The 22,632-nt window shown below is 37.4% G+C and carries 27 protein-coding genes; 12 read left to right on the top strand and 15 right to left on the bottom strand.

Annotated elements, in window-relative coordinates; genetic code table 11:
* Positions 1-9: 9 nt before the first annotated feature.
* The 8 genes from AB8P06_RS06640 to AB8P06_RS06605 all read left to right on the top strand — a co-directional run bounded on the left by AB8P06_RS06640 (position 10) and on the right by AB8P06_RS06605 (position 7,419).
* Positions 10-1,116 carry an HmuY family protein gene (locus tag AB8P06_RS06640; protein WP_369839596.1) on the top strand — a complete coding sequence of 369 codons (1,107 nt, stop codon included), beginning with the start codon at positions 10-12 and terminating at the stop codon, positions 1,114-1,116.
* A gap of 21 nt (positions 1,117-1,137) precedes the next feature.
* Positions 1,138-2,016: a heme/hemin ABC transporter substrate-binding protein gene (locus tag AB8P06_RS06635; protein ID WP_369839593.1), complete on the top strand. Its 879-nt coding sequence runs from the start codon at positions 1,138-1,140 to the stop codon at positions 2,014-2,016.
* Positions 2,000-3,043 (top strand): FecCD family ABC transporter permease, encoded by a 1,044-nt coding sequence (locus tag AB8P06_RS06630; protein ID WP_369839590.1) that lies wholly within the window; start codon positions 2,000-2,002, stop codon positions 3,041-3,043. Before AB8P06_RS06635 ends, AB8P06_RS06630 begins: the two co-directional genes overlap by 17 nt.
* Positions 3,040-3,813: a heme ABC transporter ATP-binding protein gene (locus AB8P06_RS06625; RefSeq protein ID WP_369839588.1), complete on the top strand. Its 774-nt coding sequence runs from the start codon at positions 3,040-3,042 to the stop codon at positions 3,811-3,813. Before AB8P06_RS06630 ends, AB8P06_RS06625 begins: the two co-directional genes overlap by 4 nt.
* Positions 3,814-3,815: 2 nt before the next feature.
* Positions 3,816-4,466 (top strand): class I SAM-dependent methyltransferase, encoded by a 651-nt coding sequence (locus AB8P06_RS06620; protein WP_369839585.1) that lies wholly within the window; start codon positions 3,816-3,818, stop codon positions 4,464-4,466.
* An 8-nt stretch (positions 4,467-4,474) separates the two neighbouring features.
* Positions 4,475-5,503 (top strand): hemin-degrading factor, encoded by a 1,029-nt coding sequence (locus tag AB8P06_RS06615; protein ID WP_369839583.1) that lies wholly within the window; start codon positions 4,475-4,477, stop codon positions 5,501-5,503.
* Between the two features lie 268 nt (positions 5,504-5,771).
* Positions 5,772-6,644, top strand: a complete 873-nt coding sequence (locus tag AB8P06_RS06610; protein WP_369839580.1) for a ChaN family lipoprotein — start codon at positions 5,772-5,774, stop codon at positions 6,642-6,644.
* Positions 6,645-6,789: 145 nt separating this feature from the next.
* A complete protein-coding gene (locus AB8P06_RS06605) occupies positions 6,790-7,419 on the top strand; it encodes a peptide deformylase (protein WP_369839577.1) in 630 nt (209 codons plus the stop codon).
* 64 nt (positions 7,420-7,483) lie between these two features.
* Here AB8P06_RS06605 and AB8P06_RS06600 read toward each other — a convergent pair whose 3' ends face one another.
* Genes AB8P06_RS06600 through AB8P06_RS06590 form a run of 3 tightly spaced genes read right to left on the bottom strand, consistent with a single transcriptional unit; the run spans position 7,484 to position 9,012 of the window.
* The gene (locus AB8P06_RS06600; RefSeq protein ID WP_369839575.1) at positions 7,484-7,909 is read right to left on the bottom strand and encodes an organic hydroperoxide resistance protein; all 426 of its coding nucleotides are present in this window, start codon (positions 7,907-7,909) and stop codon (positions 7,484-7,486) included.
* A 5-nt stretch (positions 7,910-7,914) separates the two neighbouring features.
* Positions 7,915-8,349, bottom strand: coding sequence for a MarR family winged helix-turn-helix transcriptional regulator (locus AB8P06_RS06595; RefSeq protein WP_369839572.1), 435 nt, complete (start codon positions 8,347-8,349; stop codon positions 7,915-7,917).
* Between the two features lie 30 nt (positions 8,350-8,379).
* A complete protein-coding gene (locus AB8P06_RS06590; RefSeq protein WP_369839569.1) occupies positions 8,380-9,012 on the bottom strand; it encodes an NAD(P)H-dependent oxidoreductase in 633 nt (210 codons plus the stop codon).
* A 224-nt stretch (positions 9,013-9,236) separates the two neighbouring features.
* Between AB8P06_RS06590 and AB8P06_RS06585 the strand changes: the two genes are divergently transcribed.
* The gene (locus AB8P06_RS06585; protein ID WP_369839566.1) at positions 9,237-9,989 is read left to right on the top strand and encodes an SDR family oxidoreductase; all 753 of its coding nucleotides are present in this window, start codon (positions 9,237-9,239) and stop codon (positions 9,987-9,989) included.
* Between the two features lie 66 nt (positions 9,990-10,055).
* Here the strand turns inward: AB8P06_RS06585 and AB8P06_RS06580 are convergent, their stop codons facing one another.
* The 12 genes from AB8P06_RS06580 to AB8P06_RS06525 form a co-directional block, all read right to left on the bottom strand.
* Complete coding sequence (locus AB8P06_RS06580; protein ID WP_369839564.1) at positions 10,056-11,117, bottom strand: serine hydrolase domain-containing protein; 1,062 nt, start codon at positions 11,115-11,117, stop codon at positions 10,056-10,058.
* Between the two features lie 29 nt (positions 11,118-11,146).
* Complete coding sequence (locus AB8P06_RS06575; RefSeq protein ID WP_369839561.1) at positions 11,147-11,515, bottom strand: hypothetical protein; 369 nt, start codon at positions 11,513-11,515, stop codon at positions 11,147-11,149.
* An 8-nt stretch (positions 11,516-11,523) separates the two neighbouring features.
* On the bottom strand, positions 11,524-12,252 hold the full coding sequence (gene lipB / locus AB8P06_RS06570; RefSeq protein WP_369839558.1) for a lipoyl(octanoyl) transferase LipB: 729 nt from the start codon (positions 12,250-12,252) through the stop codon (positions 11,524-11,526).
* 81 nt (positions 12,253-12,333) lie between these two features.
* Positions 12,334-13,068: a tryptophan synthase subunit alpha gene (trpA, locus tag AB8P06_RS06565; protein WP_369839556.1), complete on the bottom strand. Its 735-nt coding sequence runs from the start codon at positions 13,066-13,068 to the stop codon at positions 12,334-12,336.
* A 77-nt stretch (positions 13,069-13,145) separates the two neighbouring features.
* Positions 13,146-14,324, bottom strand: a complete 1,179-nt coding sequence (trpB, locus tag AB8P06_RS06560; protein ID WP_369839553.1) for a tryptophan synthase subunit beta — start codon at positions 14,322-14,324, stop codon at positions 13,146-13,148.
* Positions 14,325-14,380: 56 nt separating this feature from the next.
* A complete protein-coding gene (locus AB8P06_RS06555; protein ID WP_369839551.1) occupies positions 14,381-15,055 on the bottom strand; it encodes a phosphoribosylanthranilate isomerase in 675 nt (224 codons plus the stop codon).
* Positions 15,056-15,121: 66 nt separating this feature from the next.
* Positions 15,122-15,901 carry an indole-3-glycerol phosphate synthase TrpC gene (gene trpC / locus AB8P06_RS06550; protein ID WP_369839548.1) on the bottom strand — a complete coding sequence of 260 codons (780 nt, stop codon included), beginning with the start codon at positions 15,899-15,901 and terminating at the stop codon, positions 15,122-15,124.
* A 95-nt stretch (positions 15,902-15,996) separates the two neighbouring features.
* Positions 15,997-16,983, bottom strand: a complete 987-nt coding sequence (trpD, locus tag AB8P06_RS06545; RefSeq protein WP_369839546.1) for an anthranilate phosphoribosyltransferase — start codon at positions 16,981-16,983, stop codon at positions 15,997-15,999.
* Between the two features lie 38 nt (positions 16,984-17,021).
* Positions 17,022-17,636: an anthranilate synthase component II gene (locus AB8P06_RS06540; RefSeq protein ID WP_369839543.1), complete on the bottom strand. Its 615-nt coding sequence runs from the start codon at positions 17,634-17,636 to the stop codon at positions 17,022-17,024.
* A gap of 45 nt (positions 17,637-17,681) precedes the next feature.
* Complete coding sequence (locus AB8P06_RS06535; protein WP_369839540.1) at positions 17,682-19,103, bottom strand: anthranilate synthase component I family protein; 1,422 nt, start codon at positions 19,101-19,103, stop codon at positions 17,682-17,684.
* Positions 19,104-19,359: 256 nt separating this feature from the next.
* Positions 19,360-20,004, bottom strand: a complete 645-nt coding sequence (locus AB8P06_RS06530) for a hypothetical protein (protein WP_369839537.1) — start codon at positions 20,002-20,004, stop codon at positions 19,360-19,362.
* Positions 20,005-20,181: 177 nt separating this feature from the next.
* The gene (locus AB8P06_RS06525) at positions 20,182-20,616 is read right to left on the bottom strand and encodes a cupin domain-containing protein (protein ID WP_369839534.1); all 435 of its coding nucleotides are present in this window, start codon (positions 20,614-20,616) and stop codon (positions 20,182-20,184) included.
* Between the two features lie 220 nt (positions 20,617-20,836).
* Between AB8P06_RS06525 and AB8P06_RS06520 the strand changes: the two genes are divergently transcribed.
* From AB8P06_RS06520 to rlmF, 3 genes are read left to right on the top strand one after another with little or no spacing between them, the layout of a single operon-like run.
* Complete coding sequence (locus tag AB8P06_RS06520; protein ID WP_369839531.1) at positions 20,837-21,052, top strand: hypothetical protein; 216 nt, start codon at positions 20,837-20,839, stop codon at positions 21,050-21,052.
* The gene (locus AB8P06_RS06515; protein ID WP_369839529.1) at positions 21,052-21,426 is read left to right on the top strand and encodes a c-type cytochrome; all 375 of its coding nucleotides are present in this window, start codon (positions 21,052-21,054) and stop codon (positions 21,424-21,426) included. The genes AB8P06_RS06520 and AB8P06_RS06515 overlap by 1 nt, the downstream gene beginning before the upstream one ends.
* 3 nt (positions 21,427-21,429) lie before the next feature.
* A complete protein-coding gene (rlmF, locus tag AB8P06_RS06510; RefSeq protein ID WP_369839526.1) occupies positions 21,430-22,350 on the top strand; it encodes a 23S rRNA (adenine(1618)-N(6))-methyltransferase RlmF in 921 nt (306 codons plus the stop codon).
* Positions 22,351-22,632 lie beyond the last annotated feature (282 nt).

The raw sequence follows: 22,632 nt of genomic DNA, 5'->3' as shown, positions 1-22,632 counted from the left end.
ACTATCATTATGAAATATTTAAAGATATTATCCCTTGTTCTGGTTGTTGCTTTACAATCCTGCCTTTCAGCAGATGATGATCCGGTGACGGTTGCTCCAATGACCGGTTCAGAAGTAAACGCCGGTGTAGGAGGCCCTACACAGCCTAATCAGTTGTGGATAGACTTAAGTGATTATGAAAATCCGGTTGTGAATAAAAGAACCGACTGGGATTTGGGGTTTTACAGCGGAGATGAATATCGTGTCATTATCAATGGTTCTATCGCAATGGCAGTAGCGAAAATTCCCGGTGCCATCAATATTGATAATGTAAAGCAAAACGATGTCAACAACCTTCTGGGAATTGTTCAGATGGGAACATTTGATCCTGCCAATATGCAGTATATCGATAACCCGGACGGTAATTTTTTAACACAAACCACAGGTATTCAGGAAATCAAGGAAAATGATTCCGAAAATCCGATCTACCTTGTGAATATGGGAAGAGCACTTCCGGCTGACGGAGCTACGGTCGCACCCGGTTCCATATTATTAGCAGGAGATACAAGAGGCTGGAAAAAAGTGCAGATCGTAAGAGCAACTAACGGATATAAAATCAAATATGCGGATCTTAATGATACCAATCATAAAGAATATATCATCACAAAAAATACAGATTATACTTTCAATTTCTTTAGCATGCAGAATAACCAGCAGGTAACCATACAACCGACGAAGAAAAAATGGGATCTGTGCTTTACAAGCTTTACCAATGAAGTATTCCAGAATGGTGCAAGTGCAGGCAGTTATTTTTATGCAGATTTTATTGTAACCAATATGGCCAATGGTGTAGGAGCTTATCAGGTGACTGTTTCAAGCAATCTTGATCAGGCGTACAATGCCTTTAAACTCAATGATGTAGACCCGGCGAAATTTATTTTTAATGACCAGAGGGCTATCGGAGATAAATGGCGTACCACCACAGGTAATAACAGTACTTCAAGTGCTTTTGTCTACACAGATCGTTTCTTTGTTCTCAGGGATGCAGAAGGATTCTACTTTAAGCTCAGGTTTAACAGAATGAAGAATGATGCCGGTGAACGCGGATACACCAATTTTGAATTTGAACCTTTATAAATAATCAAATAATAGGATATCATGAAAAAATTCATCCTTGCAGCTTCTGTGCTTGTCGCAGTATATTCTTGCAAAAAAGAAGAAGGTGCTAAAAAAGAAAACACAACGGAAGTTTCTTCTGAAGCTCCGGAAAGCAACAATAAAATCGTTACCCTGAGCGGCGGAATTACAGAAATCGTAAGCGCGCTAGGTCACGAAAAAGAAATCGTGGGTACAGACGTTACCAGCACTTATCCTGAAACATTAAAAGCTACGGCTAAAGATTTGGGACACGTAAGATCAATGACCATCGAACCGATTATGGCACTGAATCCTACCCTGATCCTGGGTTCTGATAAAGATATCAACCCGGAATTATTGGGGAAAATTAATTCTTCAGGAATTAAAGCCGAGATTTTCAAACAGGAATATTCAGTAGAAGGAGCTAAAAAACTGATCGAACAGGTAGCAAAAGCTGTCGGAAACACAGATTATCAGAAATTGAATGATAAAATCGATGCTGATTTAAAGCAAATCCAGCCGATCGCTAAAAAACCGAAAGTATTATTCATCTACGCCAGAGGAAATATGCTGATGGTATCAGGGAAAAATACACCAATGGCTGCATTGATAGATCTTGCAGGAGGTGAAAACGCAGTGACTGATTTTGAAGATTTCAAACCTTTAACCCCGGAAGCGGTAGTAAAGGCTAATCCTGATGTATTGTTCTTCTTTACAACAGGTCTGCAGGGTGCCGGCGGAAACGAAGGCGCTCTTAAAATGCCGGGTGTTGCCCAGACCAACGCCGGAAAAAATAAGAAGATCATCGCGATGGACGGAGGTCTGGTTTCAGGTTTCGGACCAAGATTAGGAGAGGCTGCAGTAGGATTAAATAAATTATTAATTGAGAACACAAAGTAAATTATACTTTTATTTTGCTATAAGTACCATACTGCTTGCAATCATAGCAGTATGGTCACTTAATACCGGGGTTTACGACTTTGGTGGTAAATCCGCGTTTGAAGTTTTAGGAAAAGTAATAAAAGGAGACCCCGATTTATCTCTGAGTGACAAATATGTAATCTGGGAAGTGCGTACATCCAGGGTTATTATGGCAATTTTAATCGGAAGTATGCTTGCCGTTTCAGGAACCAGTTTGCAGGGGCTATTTAAAAATCCCCTGGCGACGGGAGAATCGATAGGTTTAACTTCGGGAGCGACATTACTTGCTGCAATTGCAATTGTTTTAGGAGGGCATTTCAAGCAATACCTTCCTGAGATGGTACAGTTTTCATTGGTAGGTATTTCAGCTTTTCTGGGAGCTTTAATCGCAATGATGCTGGTGTACAGGATTTCTACAAGTGGCGGGAAAACCAATGTGGTTATGATGCTGTTAAGCGGTGTTGCCATCACATCAATCGGTTTTTCAATTACGGGATTCCTGATTTATATCTCAAAAGATGAGCAGTTAAGAGATCTTACCTTCTGGAATATGGGAAGTCTTGCGGCTGCAACCTGGACAAAAAATATTGTTTTAATAATCGTCTTGATTATTTCTTACCTTGTTCTGCTTCCGAAGGGAAAAGCGTTGAATGCGATGATGCTGGGCGAGAAAGATGCTCAGCATTTAGGAATAAACGTTGAAACACTGAAAAAGCAAATTGTGATTGTCACTTCCTTAATGGTAGGAACCTGTGTTGCATTTTCAGGGACGATTGGTTTTGTAGGCCTTATTGTACCTTATATTTTAAGGCTTTTATTTAAATCAGATTATACCTTCATTTTACCATTGTCAGCGGTTTGCGGAAGTATTTTGCTCCTGATTGCCGATACATTCAGCAGGAGTATTGTGGCACCATCAGAATTGCCGATCGGTATTTTGACCTCGCTGATTGGAGGGCCGATTTTTATTGCCATTTTAATTAAATTTAAAAAATCACTTCAATGATAAAGGCACATCATATCAGTTATTTACATCGGGATTTTCATATTCTCGACGGAGTGGATGTCTCTTTGGAATACGGTGAGTTTCTGGCTATTGTAGGACCGAACGGCGCCGGAAAATCCAGTCTGTTGAGTATTCTGGCAAATGAAGTGAAATCCGGGACGCAAAAGATTTTATTCAAAGATAAACCGATCAGTGAATGGGAAGTAAGAGAATTATCCCGGCATAAAGCTAAATTTTCCCAGCACAACAGCAATGATATCCCTTTAGAAGTGAAAGACGTTGTCATGATGGGAAGATATCCGTATTTCGATGCACAGCCGAGAAAAGACGACCTCGAAGCAATGAATAACATGATGTATGAAACCGATGTTTTCCACTTAAAAGACAGAGAATACAATACCTTGTCCGGCGGAGAAAAACAAAGGGTACATCTTTCCCGCGTCATGGCGCAGCTGCAAAATGATATTGCCCATAAACTGCTTTTTCTGGATGAACCTTTGAATAATCTGGATGTAAAACATCAGTATAAAGCACTAGAAATAATAAAAAATTTCACTAAAAAAGCCAATTCTGCTATCGTTGTTTTACATGACCTTAATCTGGCGGCACAATATGCAGATAAAATTTTATTAATGAAATCAGGACGGGTTTCAGCTTATGGAACACCGCAGGAAGTTTTTACTGCCGAAACGATCACTCAGGCGTATAATTTTCCGTGCACCATTTGCGATCACCCGATTACCAATAACCCAATGATCATTTTCGGATAACCATGGAAAAAGATGAATTAAAGATCCTTGCTCAGAATCTTGCCAATCCTCAGGGAGAAAAAGGTATTGAGATAGCTGAGATGATGAACGCTACCAACATAGGGATGACCCTGGAAAGCATCAGGACCCTCCTGATTGAAGACGATGAGCAAATCCTTGAAATCGGGCATGGAAACGCAGCACATGTGAAAAGTATTTTAAATAAAGCTGAAAATATTAAATACACAGGAATCGATATTTCCGAAACCATGCATCATGAAGCCCGAAAAATAAACAAAGAATTTGAAAACCAGGCTGAATTTATTTGCTATGAAGGTCAGAAGCTTCCTTTCGGAGATAAGATATTTGATAAAATATTTACAGTCAATACCGTTTATTTCTGGGAAAAACCGGTTGATTTTTTAAATGAAATCCATAGAACCCTGAAAGATAGCGGAACTTTTGTTCTCACTTTCGCACAAAGGGAATTCATGGAAAAGCTTCCTTTTACACAGTATAATTTCACTTTATACAGCAACAAAGAAATGGAGGAAATCATTGCCCGGAGCTATTTTAAAAGAATGAAAATTTCTGAAAAGGAAGAAGAAGTAACCAGTAAAATAGGGGACGAAAAAATAAAAAGAATTTATACAGTTTTAACGATAAAAAAATAAGTAACAAAATGAGCACATTAGTTAACGATCTAAAAGAAAAGTGGGACGCTTTGAAAGTTGAAAATCCACATTTGAGAATAAGAAATGCTGCTGTACAACTGGGTGTAAGCGAAGCTGAATTATTGGTAACAAACATCGGTGAGGGAGTAACTATCCTAAAACCGGAGTTTCAAAATATTTTAACAGACGTTGAGCAATTAGGAAAAGTAATGGCTCTTACCCGTAACGACGAATGTGTGCATGAAAGAAAAGGAACTTATCTGAACGGAGATTTCAGCAGTCCTCATGCACAGCTTTTCGTAGGGGAAGATATCGATCTTAGAATTTTCCTTAATTCATGGAAATTTGCATTCGCAGTAGTAGAAGGAGATAAAAAGAGCCTTCAGTTCTTCGGAAAAGACGGTTTGGCTCTTCACAAGATCTATCTGACAAAAGACAGCAATGCAGAAGCTTTTGATGCTATTGTTGAAAAATTCAAGGCAGAAGATCAGAACCAGGCTTTTGAATTTGAAGCTGTTGCTCCGAAACCTGCGGAAAAAGCAGATTCTGAAATCGATGCAAAAGGTTTTAAAAAAGCATGGACAGAATTAAAAGACACCCACGATTTCTTCATGATGACAAGAAAATTCGGGGTAAGCAGAACCCAGGCCTTAAGATTGGCTCCTGAAGGATTTGCTAAAAAAATTGATAACGCTAAAGTTGTCAATATCCTGGAAGATGCTTCTGAAAAGAGCCTTCCGATCATGGTATTCGTAGGAAACAGAGGGATTATCCAGATTCACACCGGAGAAGTGAAGAAAACACTTTGGCATCAGCAGTGGTTTAATGTAATGGATCCTGACTTCAATTTACATCTGGATGTAACGAAAATCGCAGAAGCCTGGATCGTTAAAAAACCTACTGAAGACGGAGAAGTAACGGCTATTGAAGTATTCAATAAAGAAGGAGATTTTATCGTTCAGTTCTTCGGAAAAAGAAAACCGGGAATTCCTGAGCTGCAGGCATGGAAAGACCTTGTAGCAGAACTGGAAAAATAAATAGTTAGATAATTTGAATGAAGCCGTTTTGTTTTTTGTAATTCAAGGCGGCTTTTTTATGAAAAGGCAAAAAGGCAAGAAGGCGAAATTACTGAACTGTAAAATCGTAAAATTGTGATGAAGATGAGGTTCTGTTTTGATATGACTGAATTTTAAAATCTTTTAAAGACTTTTGTAGTTTAAGATAAGCCGTAATAATTGCGATATTTGTGCAAACCATTAGTGTAATTTGTGTTTCAATAAATAATTTATGTTTAAATAAAATAAAATGAAAAATATTTTCATAGCGGTATTGATGATAGGTTTTGGGTTGATGGATGCTCAAAATTTTAAAGCATATCAATTTTACAATCAAAAAGGAAAAGCTGTTAAAACCGATAAGCTGGTTAAAGAACTGGCTGCTTACGATGTCGTTTTCATCGGAGAGAATCATAACAGCTCTATCAATCACTGGTTACAGCTGAAAATCACAGAGGCTCTGTATGAAAAGAAAAACGGTCAGCTTATTTTAGGTGCTGAAATGTTTGAAAGAGACAACCAATCTCAGCTAAACCAGTATTTAAGCGGAAAATTGGATGCAAAAACACTGAAAGACTCAGCGCGTCTGTGGAATAATTTTACAACCGACTACAAACCTTTGGTCGATTTTGCCAAAAATAAAAAACTGAATTTCATTGCAACCAATATTCCGAGGAAATATGCTTCACAAACCGCAAAGGAAGGATTGGAATCTTTGAATAAACTGAGCGAAAAAGAAAAATCTTATATTGCTCAATTACCGATAACAGTAACGCTGGATACTCCGGGATATCCCGAAATGAAAGCGATGATGGGAGAGCATGCCGAAGGAACGAAAGTGATGAATTTTATCTCAGCACAGGCGACAAAAGATGCAACGATGGCCGAATCTATTTTGAAAAATATTCAGGCCGGGAAAACCTTTATCCATTATAACGGAAACTACCACAGTAAAGAATTCGGCGGAATTTACTGGTATATCAAGCAGAAAAACCCGAATCTTAAAATGGCAGTGATCTCCGTTTTTGAATCTGAAAACCCTGAACTGAAAATTCCTGAAAAAGATTATATCCCAACAGATTTTAATCTTATTATTCCGGCGGATATGACGAAGACTTATTAAGCTTACAGGACTTTATAAATGATATTCAAACGGGCTTTAACCCGTTTTTTAATGAAAGAAAATCCACTGGCTTTAGCCATAAGAGCCATAAGAGCAGCCGGATTTTTAAATGACAATTTTTATCTTTGTACAACATTCAACAAAAATGAAAAAAATATCTTTTCTCCTGGTCTTTTTTATAGGTTTAATCAATGCTCAGAATTTGACTTCAAACGAATTGTCAATCATCAGGCAGGGCGATATCAATACTGCTTTACCTATTTATCAGACGACAGATTCGAATCAGCATAAAACTCTGCTGAGCCTTTCATCAGAAGTCAATCCCACTGATTCAAATACTGCAATTTTGGTGAAAAGAATGAAAGAATCACTCCTTTCAACAGATGGCGGAGTAGGAATCGCAGCACCGCAAGTCGGAATCAACAGGAAAATAATCTGGGTTCAGCGTTTCGATAAAGAAGGAAATCCGCTGGAATATTTCATCAATCCTGTCATTGTCTGGAGATCAGATTTACAGAATTTAGGTCCTGAAGGAGATTTATCAATCCCGGAATTCAGAGATCAGTTTTACAGAAGTAAAGTTATTCAGTTGGAATATGTTGATCTGAAGGGACAGAAATATTCAGAAATTGTGGAAGGTTTTACGGCCGTCATTTTCCAGCATGAGATAGACCATCTTTTCGGAATCCTCATTTCGGATAAAAAAGAAAAAGAGAAAAATGACTCTTATAAAAAAGTAGATGCTTATCAGAAAAGCGATTACAACAAAAGATAAAAAAGAGGCTGTTTAATCTATAAACAGCCTCTTTCATTATAAATGATGTTGATAGAAAATAATCTTAACCGTTGTTGGTCACCGAAAGTTTAACCTCAATATTATTTCTTGTTGCATTTGAGTAAGGACAAATCTGATGTGCCTGATCGGTCAGTGACTGCGCTTCCTCAATAGAAACCCCCGGAATATTCACATCCAGCTCAACAGCCAATCCGAATCCACCGTTTTCAATCTGTCCGATGCTTACCTGAGCGGTTACGGTTGTTTCACCCGTTTGGGTTTTCGTTAAACTGATAACTCTGTTCAAGGCACTGTCAAAACAAGCTGAATATCCTGCTGCAAAAAGCATTTCAGGATTGGCGAAATCATCATTGGCACCACCCAGGGCTTTAGGCATTCTTACTTCGATATCCAGAACTCCGTTTTCACTTTTTACCTGTCCGTTTCTTCCGCCTTTTGCGGTAACGCTGGTTGTATACAATGTTTTCATACTGTTTATTTTTCTATTTTGTTTAAAATTTTATGAATTGATGTTTTAAGCTCCAATAAATCCTCTATCGGAACATTTATCTTTTCCAGGATTTTTGCCGGAACATCACAGGCTTTCTGTTTTAATGCTTTTCCGGTTTCAGTCAGGAATATCTGAACCACTCTTTCATCTTCTTTTTTCCGTTTGCGGATGATAAAACCTTTATTTTCCAGTCTTTTCAGAAGTGGGGTCAGAGTTCCGCTGTCGAGGAAGAGTTCTTCGCCGATATGATTAACGGTAAATCCGTCCTTTTCCCATAATATCATCATCACAAGATATTGAGGATACGTAATATCCAGCTCATCAAGAAACGGACGGTATAATCCGGTGATTTCCTTTGCGATAGCATATAAAGGGAAGCAGATCTGATTGCCTAATTTTAAAGATTCTGAATTTTCCATAACGATTAAGGACTGAGCCTTTAGACTAAATTATTTTCTGATTGTGAATTCTTCCATCGGAATACGCACTTTCTTCATGGAAGACATCCAGTCTTTTTCTTCATCTCTGTAACCAAGATATAAAAGGCTTACACTTTTTAATCCTAAATCTTTCAATCCTAGGATTTCATCAACCACCTGATTACTGAAACCTTCGGCAGGAGTACTGTCGATTTTCAATTCAGCAGCCTGAGCCAAAGCCATTCCCAAAGAAATATAAGTCTGGCGTGCGGTATGGGCGAAATGTTCATCCGGAGTCTGAGCTCCATAAATAGACTTTATTTTATCTGTATAGCTGCTGAAACGGCCTCTAGGTAAATCTCTTACATCTGTGTGCAGATCATATACCTGATCGATTTTTTCATTAGAATAGCTGTCCCATGCTGCAAAAACCAGAACATGTGAGCTGTCTCTCATCACTTCAGGATTCAGGGCACCTTCAACCATTTTTTCTTTTAATTCCTGATTTTCCACAACGATAATACGGAATGGCTGAAGTCCTGATGAAGTAGGAGCTAATCTGGCTGCTTCTAAAATTGTATTTAAATCCTCCTCTGAAACTTTTTTTGACGGATCATATGCTTTTACAGCATGTCTCCATTTTAAATCTTCTATTAATGACATTGTTTTTTATTTATTATTAATGGTATAAATTTTTCAGAACCGATGCATTCGGTTTCTTGAATAAATTAACAGGACAAAGGTATGATAAAATTAAATTGTACACAATTAAATTTTAAAAAATACATTTTAGATAAAATCAATTATTCAATTAAACTCCGCAAGTTTCGGATTTTTTCAGAAGCGGAAAGTCCCAATCTTTGTCATAGAATTTTAAACCAAAAACAATGCAGAGATTTAAAGACAAATTTGCCCTGATCACAGGCGGAACAAACGGAATGGGCTTCGCAACTGCCCAACAGTTTATTAACGAAGGCGGCAGCGCAGTCATCACAGGAAGAAGTGAAGAAACGGTAACCAGGGCAATGGAAAAGTTGGGTGAGAGAGCTTTCGGAATTGTTTCCGATGCGGGAAATATAAACGACCTGATGAATTTACAACAGGAAGTGAAAAAATATACCGAAACCATTGATCTTCTTTTCGCCAATGCCGGCTACGGGAAATTTGCACCTATTGAGAATATTGATGAATTCCTTTTTGATGAGCTGTTCAATATGCTGGTAAAAGGTCCTTTCTTTACGGTTCAGCAAATATTGCCCTTAATGAAAAACGGGAGCTCGGTTATTTTTAATACTTCTGTAGCCACAGAAATATCAATGCCTAATTTTTCGATATATTCAGCGGCGAAATCGGCGGTACAGTCTTTCATCAAAACTTTTGCCACCGAACTGACGGAGAGAAGAATTCGCGTAAATGGTATAAGTCCGGGACACATCAAAACAAATATTTTTAACAATACAGGTCTGAACCCGGAACAGATAGATGAAGCCGTTCAGAATATCATCCCCACCATTCCTTTTAAAAGGCAGGGTGAGCCGTCGGAAATTGCCAATGCGGTACTTTTTCTGGCGTCTGATGAAGCTTCTTATATTCATGGTGCAGAGCTCAGAGTAGATGCCGGAATTTCTGTGATCGGATAATTTAAAATAAAGCCCCATCGCATGAACGGTGGGGTTTTTTATGTATCAATTGATTTTAAATAGCTATTAATGTTTGTTGCTGATCAAACTGCTTTTCAATACAACATCTTTAATTAGAGTTTCAAAATAATAATACAGGCTGCTGTCTTCATTCATCTGGTTTTCCAGAACGATAATGCTTACATCGGAATCCGGAATATAAACATTTAGAGAAGCGAAACCGTCTCCCAAACCAGTATGTCCGAAATATCTGATTCCATGATCTTTTACAATTCTGATATTATATCCGTAACCCATTTTATCTTTTCCAAAGACGTCATGCTGTGATTGTGCCGAAGCTGTTGTCATTAATCTGTAACTTTCCGAACTTAAAATTTTTCCTTTATGAAGTTGATCATTCCATACCGAAAGGTCTGCAGCAGTGGTAATCACGCCGTCTGCCGGTAAATTTTCATCATTAATGAAAGATTCTTCGACAGGAGTGAATGTATTGTCTTTATTCATATGCCCATACACAAGATTTCGCCTATCAGTTTTTGAAAAACAAAACGTATTCTTCATGTTAAGCTTCCGGAACAGCTCATTTGCCACTTGAGCATAAGGCTTGTGGGAAACAGTCTCAATAATTTTTCCTAAAAGGATATTGGAGAGATTCCCATATTTGAAATCTGTTCCCGGCTTAAAAAGTAAGGGCTTATCAATATCTGAAATTCCGTGAGTATGATTCAGTAACTGATGTACAGTAACAGAATCTGCCCAAGGCTGCGTTAAAAAAGGCAGGTATTTTTTTACCGGGGTTTGCAAATTAACTTTTCCTTTTTCAACTTCTTTCAAAAGTAAAACAGTTGTAATCTGTTTAGTATTTGACATGATTTCGAACTGATCATCGGTTTTTAAAGGTGCTTTAGTCCTGCTGTTTTCAAAACCGGATGCTTTAAAGTATTTATTTTTCCCGTTTTTGGTAATTAAAACAGCACCGTTGAATGGTCTTGGACTTTTTACTTTAATGAGGCTGTCAATTTTCCCAATATAATCATCTTTATATTGCCCATAAGAATAGGAGATTGAAAGAAATACGATTAAAACAAAAAATTTAGCGGTTATGTTTTTCCGGTTTTTTGTCTGCATAGATTCTGAGCAATATTTATTTAAATATTTTATTTGTGATATTTTCTATACCTTTCAAACAAGTTATTTTTAATTACTTTTTTGTTTCTGAAAATGTATTCAACAGAATCACCTTTATTTTTCGAAATAGAGTCACCAACTTTATAATTAAAGTCTAGAGCTTCTCTTTTTCCATTGGAGTATTTTACATATAAAAAGTTATGTTGCTCTCTATTATTGTAAATATCTACGACCTTTACATGGTTTTCCATAGATAATAACTGTCTTTTTACATTTTTTTCACCATAAAAATAATCGTAGATAAAAATAAGAGCTATAATACTTGTAAAGAAAATGAGGAAAGAAATTTTAATTTTCCTTTCAATTCCAGGCTCCAACTCGATATGATTATTATTCACAATGTTAACTATTTACTCACAAGTTCAGCCCCAAAAACATCCACAAAATGTTTTCTGATCTTTGCTTTAATATCTTCTACTTCTTCAGGAGTTAAATCTCTTTCGAGCTCTCTTTTTAAAGAAGTCACCTGTTTGTCTTTGATCCCGCAAGGCACAATGTATTCAAAATACCGCATATCCGTATTTACATTCAATGCAAAACCATGCAGGGTTACCCAACGGGAAGCTTTTACTCCCATTGCACAGATTTTCCGGGCATAAGGTTTTCCCACATCCAGCCAGACTCCGGTTTCACCCTGAGAACGTTCACCTTTCAGTCCGTATTCGGCAATAGTCCTGATGATTACCTCTTCCAGGTTCCGCATATACAAATGAATATCTGTAAAGAAATTTTCAAGATCTAAAATAGGATAGCCTACAATCTGTCCGTAACCGTGATAAGTAATGTCTCCGCCACGGTTTACCTTTACGAAAGTGGCATCAATTTCCTTTAATTTATCAATCCCCGCGAGCATATTTTCTTCATGTCCACTTTTCCCTAATGTATAAACGTGAGGGTGCTCTACTAAAAGAAAATGATTCGGAGTGATTGTATGCTGCTCTGCAGGTAAGTCGCGGTTTTTAATTTTGGTATCAATAATATCTTTCATCAGTTGCTCCTGATAATCCCAGGAAGGCTGATATTCTTTTATGCCTAAATCTTCAAATTCTACTACTTTATTTTGATTTGTATTCATCTGTTGGTATCTATTTTCTTTTAAATGGCCATATGGAATCGAGATTTCATACCATTTATTGATGTACAAATTTAGTGAATTTTACCCTTTTACGGAATTTATAAAATCTATGGCTTTATTCTTCCAATCTTTATTTTGCAGAAGGATGTTGACAAAGGCCGTTCCGATAATTCCACCGTCGGCTTTTTCAGTCACATTTTCGAAATCTTCTTTAGACTTTATTCCGAAACCGATCATCACCGGGTTTTGAAGCGGGAGAGAAGCTATCCTGGAAAGGTAGTCTTCATTTTTTAAAACTGCATTTTGATTTCCTGTGGTGGATGAGGAGCTTACGGCATATAGAAATCCTGAACTTAAAGAATCCAGATACAGAATTCTCTCATCTGAAGTTTCCGGAGTGATCAGGAACGTAAAATTGAGATTGTATTTTTCTAAAATTTTCCTATAGTTTTTTTCGAATTCAATAGGCGGAAGATCAGGAATAATTAATCCTGAAACTCCACTTTCCGAGCATGCTGCACAAAAATTTTCAAAGCCGAAACTTAAAACGGGATTGATGTAGCCCATCAGAATAATCGGAATTCTGATTTCATTTCTGATTGATTTTAGCTGGGAAAGGAGCTTTTCAATGGTCATTCCGTTTTTTAAAGCAAGCTCATGAGCCTGTTGAATCACGGGGCCGTCTGCCACAGGATCGGAATAAGGCATCCCGATTTCCATCATATCGGCTCCTGAATCCTGAATAAGTTTTATAATATCGGCAGTATCTTCCAATTGCGGGATTCCTGCGGTGAAGTAGATGTTGAGTTTTTTCATACTTTTTTTGTATTAATGTATCATGTAAAATGTATTAATGTATTTTAAAATCATTTTACATGAATACTTTTTACATTTTACAAATTGGCTAAATAAGTTTCCATATCCTTATCCCCACGTCCGCTTAAGCAGATGACTACGGTTTCATCCTCGCTGAATTTCTTTTTGTCTAAAACGGCGAGAGCGTGTGAGCTTTCCAACGCAGGAATAATGCCTTCCAGTTTGGTTAATTCAAAAGCGGATTTCAAAGCTTCATCATCATTAATGCTGAAAAATTCGGCTCTTTTTTCTTTGAACAGATTGGCATGGAATGGCCCTATTCCCGGATAATCCAATCCCGCGGAAATAGAGTGGGGTTCGATCACCTGGCCGTCTGCGGTTTGCATTACAAGACTTTTACTTCCGTGTAAAACACCCAGAGTTCCGAGGAAAGTTGTGGCTGCCGATTTCCCTGATTCTACGCCTAAACCACCGGCTTCTGCTGCAATGATTTTTACATTCTCTTCATCAACAAAATGATAGAAAGTTCCTGCTGCATTGCTTCCGCCACCTACACATGCAATGACGTAATCGGGATTTTCTCTTCCGATCTTTTCGTTCAGCTGCTCTTTGATTTCTTTAGAGATAATGCTCTGAAACCTTGCCACCAGATCCGGGAAAGGGTGCGGACCAACCACACTTCCGATCACATAATGAGTGGTTACAGGATTATTGATCCAGTCTCTTAAAGCTTCATTAACGGCATCTTTCAGAGTTTTTGAACCTGAAGTTGCAGCAATGACTTCTGCTCCCAGCATTTTCATTCTTGCAACATTAGGCGCCTGTCTTCGGATATCAATTTCACCCATGTAAACAATACATTCCAAACCGAGTAATGCACACGCAGTAGCTGTTGCCACACCATGTTGTCCGGCTCCCGTTTCTGCAATAATCCGTGTTTTTCCCAAGCGTTTTGCCAGTAAAACCTGTCCGAGTGCATTATTGATTTTATGGGCTCCCGTATGGTTGAGGTCTTCTCTTTTCAGGTAAATATTGGTGTGGTATTTCCGACTTAAATTTTTAGCAAAATAAAGTGGGGTAGCGCGACCGACGTAATTTTTAAGCAGATCCTGATATTCATTCTGAAAATCTTCAGAAGCTATAATGTCCAGATAATTTTTCTGTAATTCTTCCACATTCGGATAGAGCATTTCCGGGATGAAAGCACCTCCGAACTCTCCGTAATATCCGTTTTCATCGGGATTTTTATAATTCATAGTATTTTTTGTTATTGTATTAAATAGGCTGTATTATCTGAATCGAGCCGGTTTTGTTAAGTCGTCCCTTCGGGACTCCCTTTAACAAGACTTTTAAATCTTTTAATTTTTTCTATATCCTTTATTCCCGGTTCAGTTTCAAATTTTGAATTGATATCCAATGCAAAAGGTTTTTGTTTCAGAATCTCAATATTTTCTATATTTCCCTCTGAAATTCCACCGCTTAAAAAATAAGGTAACGGAATTTCCAGTTCATTTAAAATATTCCAGTCAAACTGTTTTCCTGTTCCGCCGAAGGCTTTTGAATCGGTGTCAAAAAGGAGATAGTTGATAGTAGATAGTTGATGGTTGATAGTTTTTTCCGGTTTTTGGCCTCCGACTCTGATTACTTTTATAATTCCGGTTTTAGGATCGAGTTTTTCTCTTAATTCGGTAATAAAATCTTCATTTTCATCACCGTGAAGCTGGACAAAATTCAGATCTGCTTTCTGGGTGATTTCAATAATTTTATTGAGATCTTCGTTAACAAAAACGCCCACCTTACCCTGATGATCGATAGTTGAAATGTCTTCTAAACTTAAATGATTCAGAACATATCTTGGTGATTTTTCATAGAAGATAAAACCCAGAAAATCAATATCGAGGAAAATCAGCTCTTTGATCTGATCAAGGTTTGTCAAACCACAGACCTTTAATAGTTGAGAGTTGAGGGTTGAGAGTTTAGAGTCCATTTACTACAGATTATTAAAATTGATTGGTACATTGGTAAACTGATACATTGTTACATTATTGGATTGCTACATTTTCAAATTAATCATAAACTCTTCAAATGCTTTAGCCGGATCAGGATTTTTCATGAAAAACTCACCCATCAGGAATCCGTCAAATCCTTTTTCTTTTAAATAATTAAAATCTTCGAGTGTGTAGATTCCGCTTTCGGCAATAGATAAACAATCTTTCGGAAGCAAATTTTTCAGTTGCACAGAATGCTGCAAATCAACCTTAAAATCCTTTAAATTTCTGTTGTTAATCCCAACCAGATCAATTTCAGAATAATAATGTTCCAATTCTTCCTCCGTATGGATTTCCAGCAAAACTTCCATTCCCAGTTCATGGGCTAATGCAGTGAATTCTTTTACCTGTGATGGAGAAAGGCAGGCTGCAATCAATAAAACAACGTCAGCGCCTATACTTTTTGCCTCGTAGAACTGGTATTCATCAATTATAAAATCTTTCCGGAGTATAGGAATTTGGATCTGATTTCTGACATTTAAAATATCATTAAAAGAACCTCCGAAAAAATCTTTATCGGTTAAAATTGAAATTCCGCCGGCTCCGAGTTTTTCATAAGCTGAAACTACTTCAAGCGGTGTAACCTGATCATTGATGATTCCTTTTGATGGCGACTGTCTTTTAAATTCAGCAATAATTCCGCTTTTATTTTTAACAGATTCCTTTAAAGAAATCCCGGCATTTCCAAAAAACGCTGAGTCTTTCAGCTGGCCGGTTGAAATTTTCGATTTTGAAAAAGCAATTTCCTCTTTTTTTCTTGTTATTATTTTATCTAATATTGTCATATGCTTATTAATGTATCAATGTAACAGTCTATCAGTGTAACAGTTTACCAATTTAACAACCCGAACAGATGGGCTCTAAACTTTCAACCCTTAACTTATTTCAACAGCAATTCCAGGCTTTTCAATGCCTTTCCGCTGTGCAGGCTTTCCTGGGCTAATAACAGACAGTCATCATAGCTTCCGAACTGATCAGTATGATATAATGCTACGGAAGCATTAGCCAGAACCACTGAGTTTTGTTGCTCCGTACCTTTGCCTTCCAGAATATTTCTGAAAATTTTTGCCGATTCTTTTGCCGTATTACCAGACTGTATGCTTTCCGGGGTTACCACGTCAAAACCTAAAGCTTCAGCTGAATAAATTTCTTCTCCTTTTTTGGTCATGATTTTAGTTTCATGGGTCAGGCTGATTTCGTCATAACCATCTAAACCATGAACCAGAATAAATTCCCGCTGATCTTTTTGCAGAAGATACTGGTAGATCCTTGCAATCTCGAGATTATAAACTCCGATCATTGAAAAACGGGGTTTTGCCGGATTTACCAGGGGTCCAAGTAGATTAAAAAAAGTTCTTAATCCTAAAGCTTTCCGTAAAGCTCCGACCGATTGCAGGGCCGGATGAAAATATGGAGCGTGTAAAAAGCAGATATTAGCCTTTTCCAGTTCTTCATTCAGCTGATCAGAATTGTTTTTAAAGAAATAACCGAGCTCTTCCATAACGTTGGAAGAACCTGTAATCGCTGATGCTCCGTAATTTCCATGCTTGGTTACTTTTTGTCCGGCCCCGGCAACAACGAAACTTGCCAGTGTTGAAATATTGATGGTATTCTTACCATCGCCTCCGGTTCCTACAATATCCATTGCATTATCTGTAGGTAAGTTTACAGGAACAGCCATTTGTAAAAGAGCTTCTCTGAAACCTTCCAGTTCATTAAGGGTAATATTGCGCATCAGGAAAATACTGATGAAAGCGGTAACTTCAGTCGTATTGAATTTATTCTGGGCAATCTCAATCATAATCGCTTTGGCCTCAGATTTAGATAAAGTATAATGATTGAAAAGGTATTGTAATATTTCTTTCATTTGTGGTGGTTTTACAGTTGAGGGAATTTCTATAGCGTTCAATTGAAAAGAAAGTTTTTAATGATTGTTTCTCCTTCCGGGGTCAGAATACTTTCAGGATGGAACTGAACGCCGTGTACATCATAGGTTTTGTGCTGCAGCGCCATGATCATTCCGTCCTTGTCTACAGCGGTGATTTCAAGTTCTTCCGGGAAATCTTCCGGATTGACTGCCCAGCTATGGTATCTTCCTACTTCCAGGCCTGAAGACAGGTCTTTGAAAAGTTTGGTGTCGCTTTTTACAATTTCGGCAGAGGTAGCTACCCCATGGAAAATTTCGGAAAGATTGATTAAGCTTCCTCCAAAAGCCTCGGCAATAGCCTGTTGACCCAGACAAACGCCCAGAATACTTTTCGTGGGAGCATATTCTTTGATCAGGTCTAATAAAATTCCGGCTTCTTCAGGAATTCCGGGACCTGGGGAAAGAATGATTTTATCGTAAATATTGATTTCTTCCAGAGTGATTTTATCATTTCTTACCACATCTACTTTTTCATTCAGGATTCTTTCGATAATCTGAACCAGGTTATACGTGAAGCTGTCGTAATTATCAAAAACTAAAACTTTAGTCTGAATTTGTGAGCTTTGAGTATCAGGTAATTTATTATTGTTCATTTTCTTATTTTCTAATGTTGTTGATTACAAAAACGGCCTGTCAAACTAATAACCGATTTTAGTTGCTTTTTCTACCGCTTTTTTAAGCGCATTTAATTTATTGTTGACTTCCTGTAATTCATTTTCGGGAATTGATTTTGCAACCAATCCTGCGCCTGCCTGGTAATAAAGTGTATTGTTTTTGCTTAAAAAGGTCCTGATCATAATGGCTTGGTTACAGCTTCCGTTTAATCCGATGATGCCGATACAGCCGCCATAATAGCCGCGGGAATCTTTTTCATACTGATTGATTAATTGTAATGCCTTATGTTTGGGAGCTCCGCTTAAAGTTCCTTGCGGGAAGGTAGTGGCAACCATTTCAAAAGGTTTGGTGTTTTCCGGTAAGTCTGCGGTAACTTCACTTACCATATGGATGACATGGGAGAAAAGCTGGATTTCTTTCAGCTTGGTCACGGTTACATTTTTTCCGAGCTTTCCAAGGTCATTTCTTGCCAGGTCTACGAGCATTGTGTGTTCTGCGTTTTCTTTAGGATCATTTTTTAATTCTTCAATAGATTGTAAATCAGTTTCAAAATGGCCTGTTCTTTTAAATGTGCCGGCAATAGGGTGGATAATCGCCTTATTATCTTTTATGATCAACTGGCTCTCAGGGCTGGAGCCGAAAAGTTTGTAATTTCCGTAATCAAAAAAGAATAAATAGGGAGAAGGATTGATATTTCTTAAGGCACGGTATACATTGAATTCATCTCCCTGAAATTTCTGTTGAAACCTTCTGCTTAGCACAAGCTGGAAAACATCACCGCGCATACAATGCTTCTGAGCGGTTTTTACGAGATCTAAATATTCTTCATCCGTAATATTGGAGGTTTCCTGACCGGTTTTCTCAAAAGGGTAGACCACGGAATTTTTATTTTTCAGTAAATTTTCCAGTGAATAAAGCTCTGATTTCACTCCCTCAATCTGGTTTTCAATGATGTGCATTTCATCGTTATAATGATTGATAGCAATAACATACTGGTACAATCTGTATCTGAGGATCGGAATTTCAACTTCCGGGCTCTGAGCTTTGAAACTGATGTTTTCAAAAAACTGAATGGCTTCAAAGCTGGTATAACCAAAAAGGCTTTGTGCCGTTTCTTCTATCGGGTCATTGGTTTTTTCACACTCAAAAACATCTGAGAATTCTTGCAGGACATCTGTGATGGTATGATCGGTGATGAATTGTTTGGTTGGTTCTTGTCCGGGAAGTTTAATTTCAAATTCCTTGAGATTTTTAATTTCAATCCCTGCGATGGCATTGATGGCAATAAAAGAAAAGTTATTATCAATATTTTTGGAATCCGAGCTTTCCAGAAGAATAGTATCTCTGAATTTGTCTCTGATCTGCAGGTAAATCGTCATTGGGGTTTGCAGGTCACCCAGTGTTTTTTTCGAAACGGTTTTTATTTGTATTTTTTTGTTAAACATTTGCAATTTATTTTTCAGTTTGAGCATATAAGGATAAAAAAAAGACTTCAACGAAAATTCGTCAAAGTCTACTGTATATAGTTTCTATATTATTTCTGTGTACGTTAACAACATGATAATACCTTCAGACCCGACGAAGAGTTTGAAAGCCACCACCAAATATTGTTACTGTTATTAAACATGGGACAAATGTAAATAATTTTTCAATATAAAAAACAAAAAAAATAAAATTTAAAAAAACTTAACTTGAAAATCCTTATTTCAACTCCTTTAATTCTTTCTTTAATTCTTCGATTTTCATTTTGTAATTTTCATCGTTATATACTTTTACATAATCTTCTAATGCAGAAATGTATTCTTCTACGAATTTTTTATTGGTTCTGTCTGCCTCATATTTAATTTTAGCCGTATTTACAGGAGCCTGCATTTCATATTGCTGCATCATCTTACCTTCTTCAGACTGATGGTAGAGAATGACAATATTCTTTTCATATCCCGGAATATATTTTACGGGAAACGGCTGATCCATCTGCGGAATCCGGATCGCATTTTCTATAGGATAAATAGATGCTGAGGTCGTTGAGAAAAAGGTGTCGACGTATTTTCCATCCTGCTTTTTTACAATGGCTTCGTAATCATGAATATACATGTCATTTAAGGTGGAGTTGGTTTCAACATCGGAAGTGATGATTGCCGTGCTTTCCACACCATATTTGTTGAGAAACCATGCATTTAGGAACTGGCCTGCAAACCCGTTGAGAATTGCAAGAGGCAGAATTGGAATTAAAAATAATGCTTTTTTGGTCGCCCATGAAAGCAGTCCGAAAAACAAAACAAGAATAACCACGGTATAAAATCCGTGATGGCTGGTGAAAAACAAAATTTTTGAAATTAAAACCATGTATAAATATAATAATTATTTAAACGCTGAGATTGCAAAGATGTTATTATTATGACTGTGAAAATTTGTCCTAAAGGTGTTTCACTCAAAAAGGTGCATTGCCGTTAGCTAAACGGAGTAACCTTGCGGACAAAAAAAATATCATTAATATCTTTGCAATCTCAGCGTTGAAACCATTTATTGTACTGGTTCAGACAAAGGAATATCGGGAGTTCCGCTGTAGAAAACAATCAGCGTGGCTCCCTGTTCTCCGGTTTTGCCTCTGTGACCGGTATTAACGACTTCAGGAAGTACCTGACCTTTTCTTATCCATTGTGTCTTTCCGTCTTCTTTTCTCTCAATCTGAATTTCACCTTTTTCTACATAAGCTGCATTAATAACCGGATGTTTATGCCAGCTCAGTGCCGAATTGGGAGGTACGGCAATTTTAAGAACCGAGATCTCCGGCTGAGTTGCAGGGTAGGCCGGATAGACAGTTCCGTCCCACGATTTAGTGGTTTTTAAAAGCGTTACAGATTCAATTTTATCAGAATATTCTGATTGTGGCTCGCTTGATGAATTGTCACATGAGAGAATGAGGGAAGAAAGTACAATAAAAAAAACTGTACTCAATAAACCTTTTTTAGTCATACATTTTTAATTAATAAGTTGATTTTTGGTTCGGATCATCCGATATACAAAAATAGAAACTCAATTTAAATTTCTCTAATATTTGAATTATTTTTTACTGATTTGTTAAAAATCCTGATGTCAAAAAATATTTCCGAAAGAAAACATTTGTCATAAGTTTAAAAGTTTATTTTTTATATTTTTGTTTCCAAATTAGAAAAAAATGAAAAAAGTATTAGCAATCGCATTTATCGGAGGTTTATTATTAGCAGGCTGCAAAAAAAAGGTAGATCACTCTTTACAGGATAGCAACACTATGCTTGAAGAACCAGAAGCAACTACTGTTGTAGATTCTACTGCTAAAACCGCTGCTCCGGCTGCTACCCCGGCAACTGCTGCTCCTGAAGCTGCTAAAACAGATTCTACAGCGAAAAAATAATGAAAAAACTGTTTTTGACGGGAAGTATAGGTCTTTTGATCCTTTCCTGTTCCAAAAAAGAAATTCCACAGACAGACGCCACCTCTTCTGAAACAACTATTGCTTCAGAACCTGCAAAAAATAATCTTTCAGGTCAACAGATTATTGAAACCCTGGATTGTACGGCATGTCACAGTGTGAATGAAAGAATGATAGGGCCTTCGTATCAGGAGATTGCAGTTAAATATTCTGATAAAGATATTGAGATGCTTGCTTCAAAGATTATAGAAGGCGGAAGCGGTGTTTGGGGAGGCGTACCGATGTCGGCTCACCCTCAGGTATCAAAAGAAGATGCCCAAAAAATGGTAGAATATATTTTAAGTCAGAAAAAATAATATATGTCTACTGAAAAATCCAGTCTGCACACTAGAAATCTGCATCGCGATCCTTATGATTTTGATCAACTTATTTCTTGTGTGCCGGAACTGAAACAGTATGTCTTTGTGAATGTTTATCAGACGGTGACTATTAATTTCAGTCTTCCTAAAGCCGTTAAACTGCTTAACAAAGCTTTATTACAACACTTCTACCATATTCAGAACTGGGACATTCCCGATGCCAATCTTTGTCCTCCAATTCCCGGACGGGCAGATTATATCCATTATATTGCAGATTTACTTGCTGAATATCGAGATAATATCCCGACAGGAACATCTGTAACCGGTTTAGATATTGGTACAGGAGCCAATCTTGTGTATCCTTTAATTGCCAACCAGTCTTACGGATGGAAAATACTGGGAACAGATATTAACCAAAACTCTCTGGAGAATGCCCGACAGATCTTAAATCATAATCCGGATTTGCATATCCGGCTAAAGCAACAGCCTGATCCCGATCATATTTTCAAAAATATTATAGGTATTGAAGACCGGTTTATGTTTTCAATGTGTAATCCTCCTTTTCATGATTCTGAAGAATCTGCGATGAAAGGAAATCTCAGGAAAACAAAAAACCTGGGACAATCAAAATCCCCGAAACCTTTACTTAATTTCGGAGGACAACAATCTGAATTATGGTGTGAAGGCGGCGAGCTGGCTTTCATCTCAAAAATGATCGAAGAAAGCGCCTTGTATTCAAAACAGGTACTTTGGTTTACATGCCTGGTTTCAAAAAAAGATAATCTGTATAAATTAACCACACTGCTGAAGAAAATTAAGGTAGCAGAATCCAAAACGATTGATATGGCTCAGGGGCAGAAAATCAGCCGGATACTGGTGTGGACATTTATTTCTCAGAAAGATAGGAAAGGATGGTTTTAAAATGTCAATGGTGAATTTGCTGCGCAAGTGAATGGTGAATGATTGGGCATTTAGAAATCTTGTGTAAAGGAGATCTGTTATTTGTTAAAGAATGGATGTCAATGGTGAATTTTGCTGCGCAAGTGAATGGTCAAAGATAATTTGGGTCAAGAAATTCACTATCCAATAGATTCACAATTGACTATTGACTGTTTAAATTGCTGGCAATCAGTAAAAATCCGTACTGGAAATTTCACTGCAAAGAAGATTTACTATTGACAATTCACAGCTTACTGTCTCCAT

The sequence above is a fragment of the Chryseobacterium tongliaonense genome, from assembly GCF_041224435.1.
Lineage (GTDB): Bacteria > Bacteroidota > Bacteroidia > Flavobacteriales > Weeksellaceae > Chryseobacterium > Chryseobacterium tongliaoense.
The sequence above is the reverse complement of the archived record's forward strand: the minus strand, read 5'-3'. Positions and strand labels throughout refer to the sequence as shown.

Coding starts and splice junctions, on each gene's coding strand:
- AB8P06_RS06640 (WP_369839596.1), top strand. CDS start 10: ATGAAATATTTAAAGATATTATCCCTTGTTCTGGTTGTTGCTTTACAA.
- AB8P06_RS06635 (WP_369839593.1), top strand. CDS start 1,138: ATGAAAAAATTCATCCTTGCAGCTTCTGTGCTTGTCGCAGTATATTCT.
- AB8P06_RS06625 (WP_369839588.1), top strand. CDS start 3,040: ATGATAAAGGCACATCATATCAGTTATTTACATCGGGATTTTCATATT.
- AB8P06_RS06620 (WP_369839585.1), top strand. CDS start 3,816: ATGGAAAAAGATGAATTAAAGATCCTTGCTCAGAATCTTGCCAATCCT.
- AB8P06_RS06615 (WP_369839583.1), top strand. CDS start 4,475: ATGAGCACATTAGTTAACGATCTAAAAGAAAAGTGGGACGCTTTGAAA.
- AB8P06_RS06610 (WP_369839580.1), top strand. CDS start 5,772: ATGAAAAATATTTTCATAGCGGTATTGATGATAGGTTTTGGGTTGATG.
- AB8P06_RS06605 (WP_369839577.1), top strand. CDS start 6,790: ATGAAAAAAATATCTTTTCTCCTGGTCTTTTTTATAGGTTTAATCAAT.
- AB8P06_RS06600 (WP_369839575.1), bottom strand. CDS start 7,909: ATGAAAACATTGTATACAACCAGCGTTACCGCAAAAGGCGGAAGAAAC.
- AB8P06_RS06595 (WP_369839572.1), bottom strand. CDS start 8,349: ATGGAAAATTCAGAATCTTTAAAATTAGGCAATCAGATCTGCTTCCCT.
- AB8P06_RS06590 (WP_369839569.1), bottom strand. CDS start 9,012: ATGTCATTAATAGAAGATTTAAAATGGAGACATGCTGTAAAAGCATAT.
- AB8P06_RS06585 (WP_369839566.1), top strand. CDS start 9,237: ATGCAGAGATTTAAAGACAAATTTGCCCTGATCACAGGCGGAACAAAC.
- AB8P06_RS06580 (WP_369839564.1), bottom strand. CDS start 11,117: ATGCAGACAAAAAACCGGAAAAACATAACCGCTAAATTTTTTGTTTTA.
- lipB (WP_369839558.1), bottom strand. CDS start 12,252: ATGAATACAAATCAAAATAAAGTAGTAGAATTTGAAGATTTAGGCATA.
- trpA (WP_369839556.1), bottom strand. CDS start 13,068: ATGAAAAAACTCAACATCTACTTCACCGCAGGAATCCCGCAATTGGAA.
- trpB (WP_369839553.1), bottom strand. CDS start 14,324: ATGAATTATAAAAATCCCGATGAAAACGGATATTACGGAGAGTTCGGA.
- AB8P06_RS06555 (WP_369839551.1), bottom strand. CDS start 15,055: ATGGACTCTAAACTCTCAACCCTCAACTCTCAACTATTAAAGGTCTGT.
- trpC (WP_369839548.1), bottom strand. CDS start 15,901: ATGACAATATTAGATAAAATAATAACAAGAAAAAAAGAGGAAATTGCT.
- trpD (WP_369839546.1), bottom strand. CDS start 16,983: ATGAAAGAAATATTACAATACCTTTTCAATCATTATACTTTATCTAAA.
- AB8P06_RS06540 (WP_369839543.1), bottom strand. CDS start 17,636: ATGAACAATAATAAATTACCTGATACTCAAAGCTCACAAATTCAGACT.
- AB8P06_RS06535 (WP_369839540.1), bottom strand. CDS start 19,103: ATGTTTAACAAAAAAATACAAATAAAAACCGTTTCGAAAAAAACACTG.
- AB8P06_RS06530 (WP_369839537.1), bottom strand. CDS start 20,004: ATGGTTTTAATTTCAAAAATTTTGTTTTTCACCAGCCATCACGGATTT.
- AB8P06_RS06520 (WP_369839531.1), top strand. CDS start 20,837: ATGAAAAAAGTATTAGCAATCGCATTTATCGGAGGTTTATTATTAGCA.
- AB8P06_RS06515 (WP_369839529.1), top strand. CDS start 21,052: ATGAAAAAACTGTTTTTGACGGGAAGTATAGGTCTTTTGATCCTTTCC.
- rlmF (WP_369839526.1), top strand. CDS start 21,430: ATGTCTACTGAAAAATCCAGTCTGCACACTAGAAATCTGCATCGCGAT.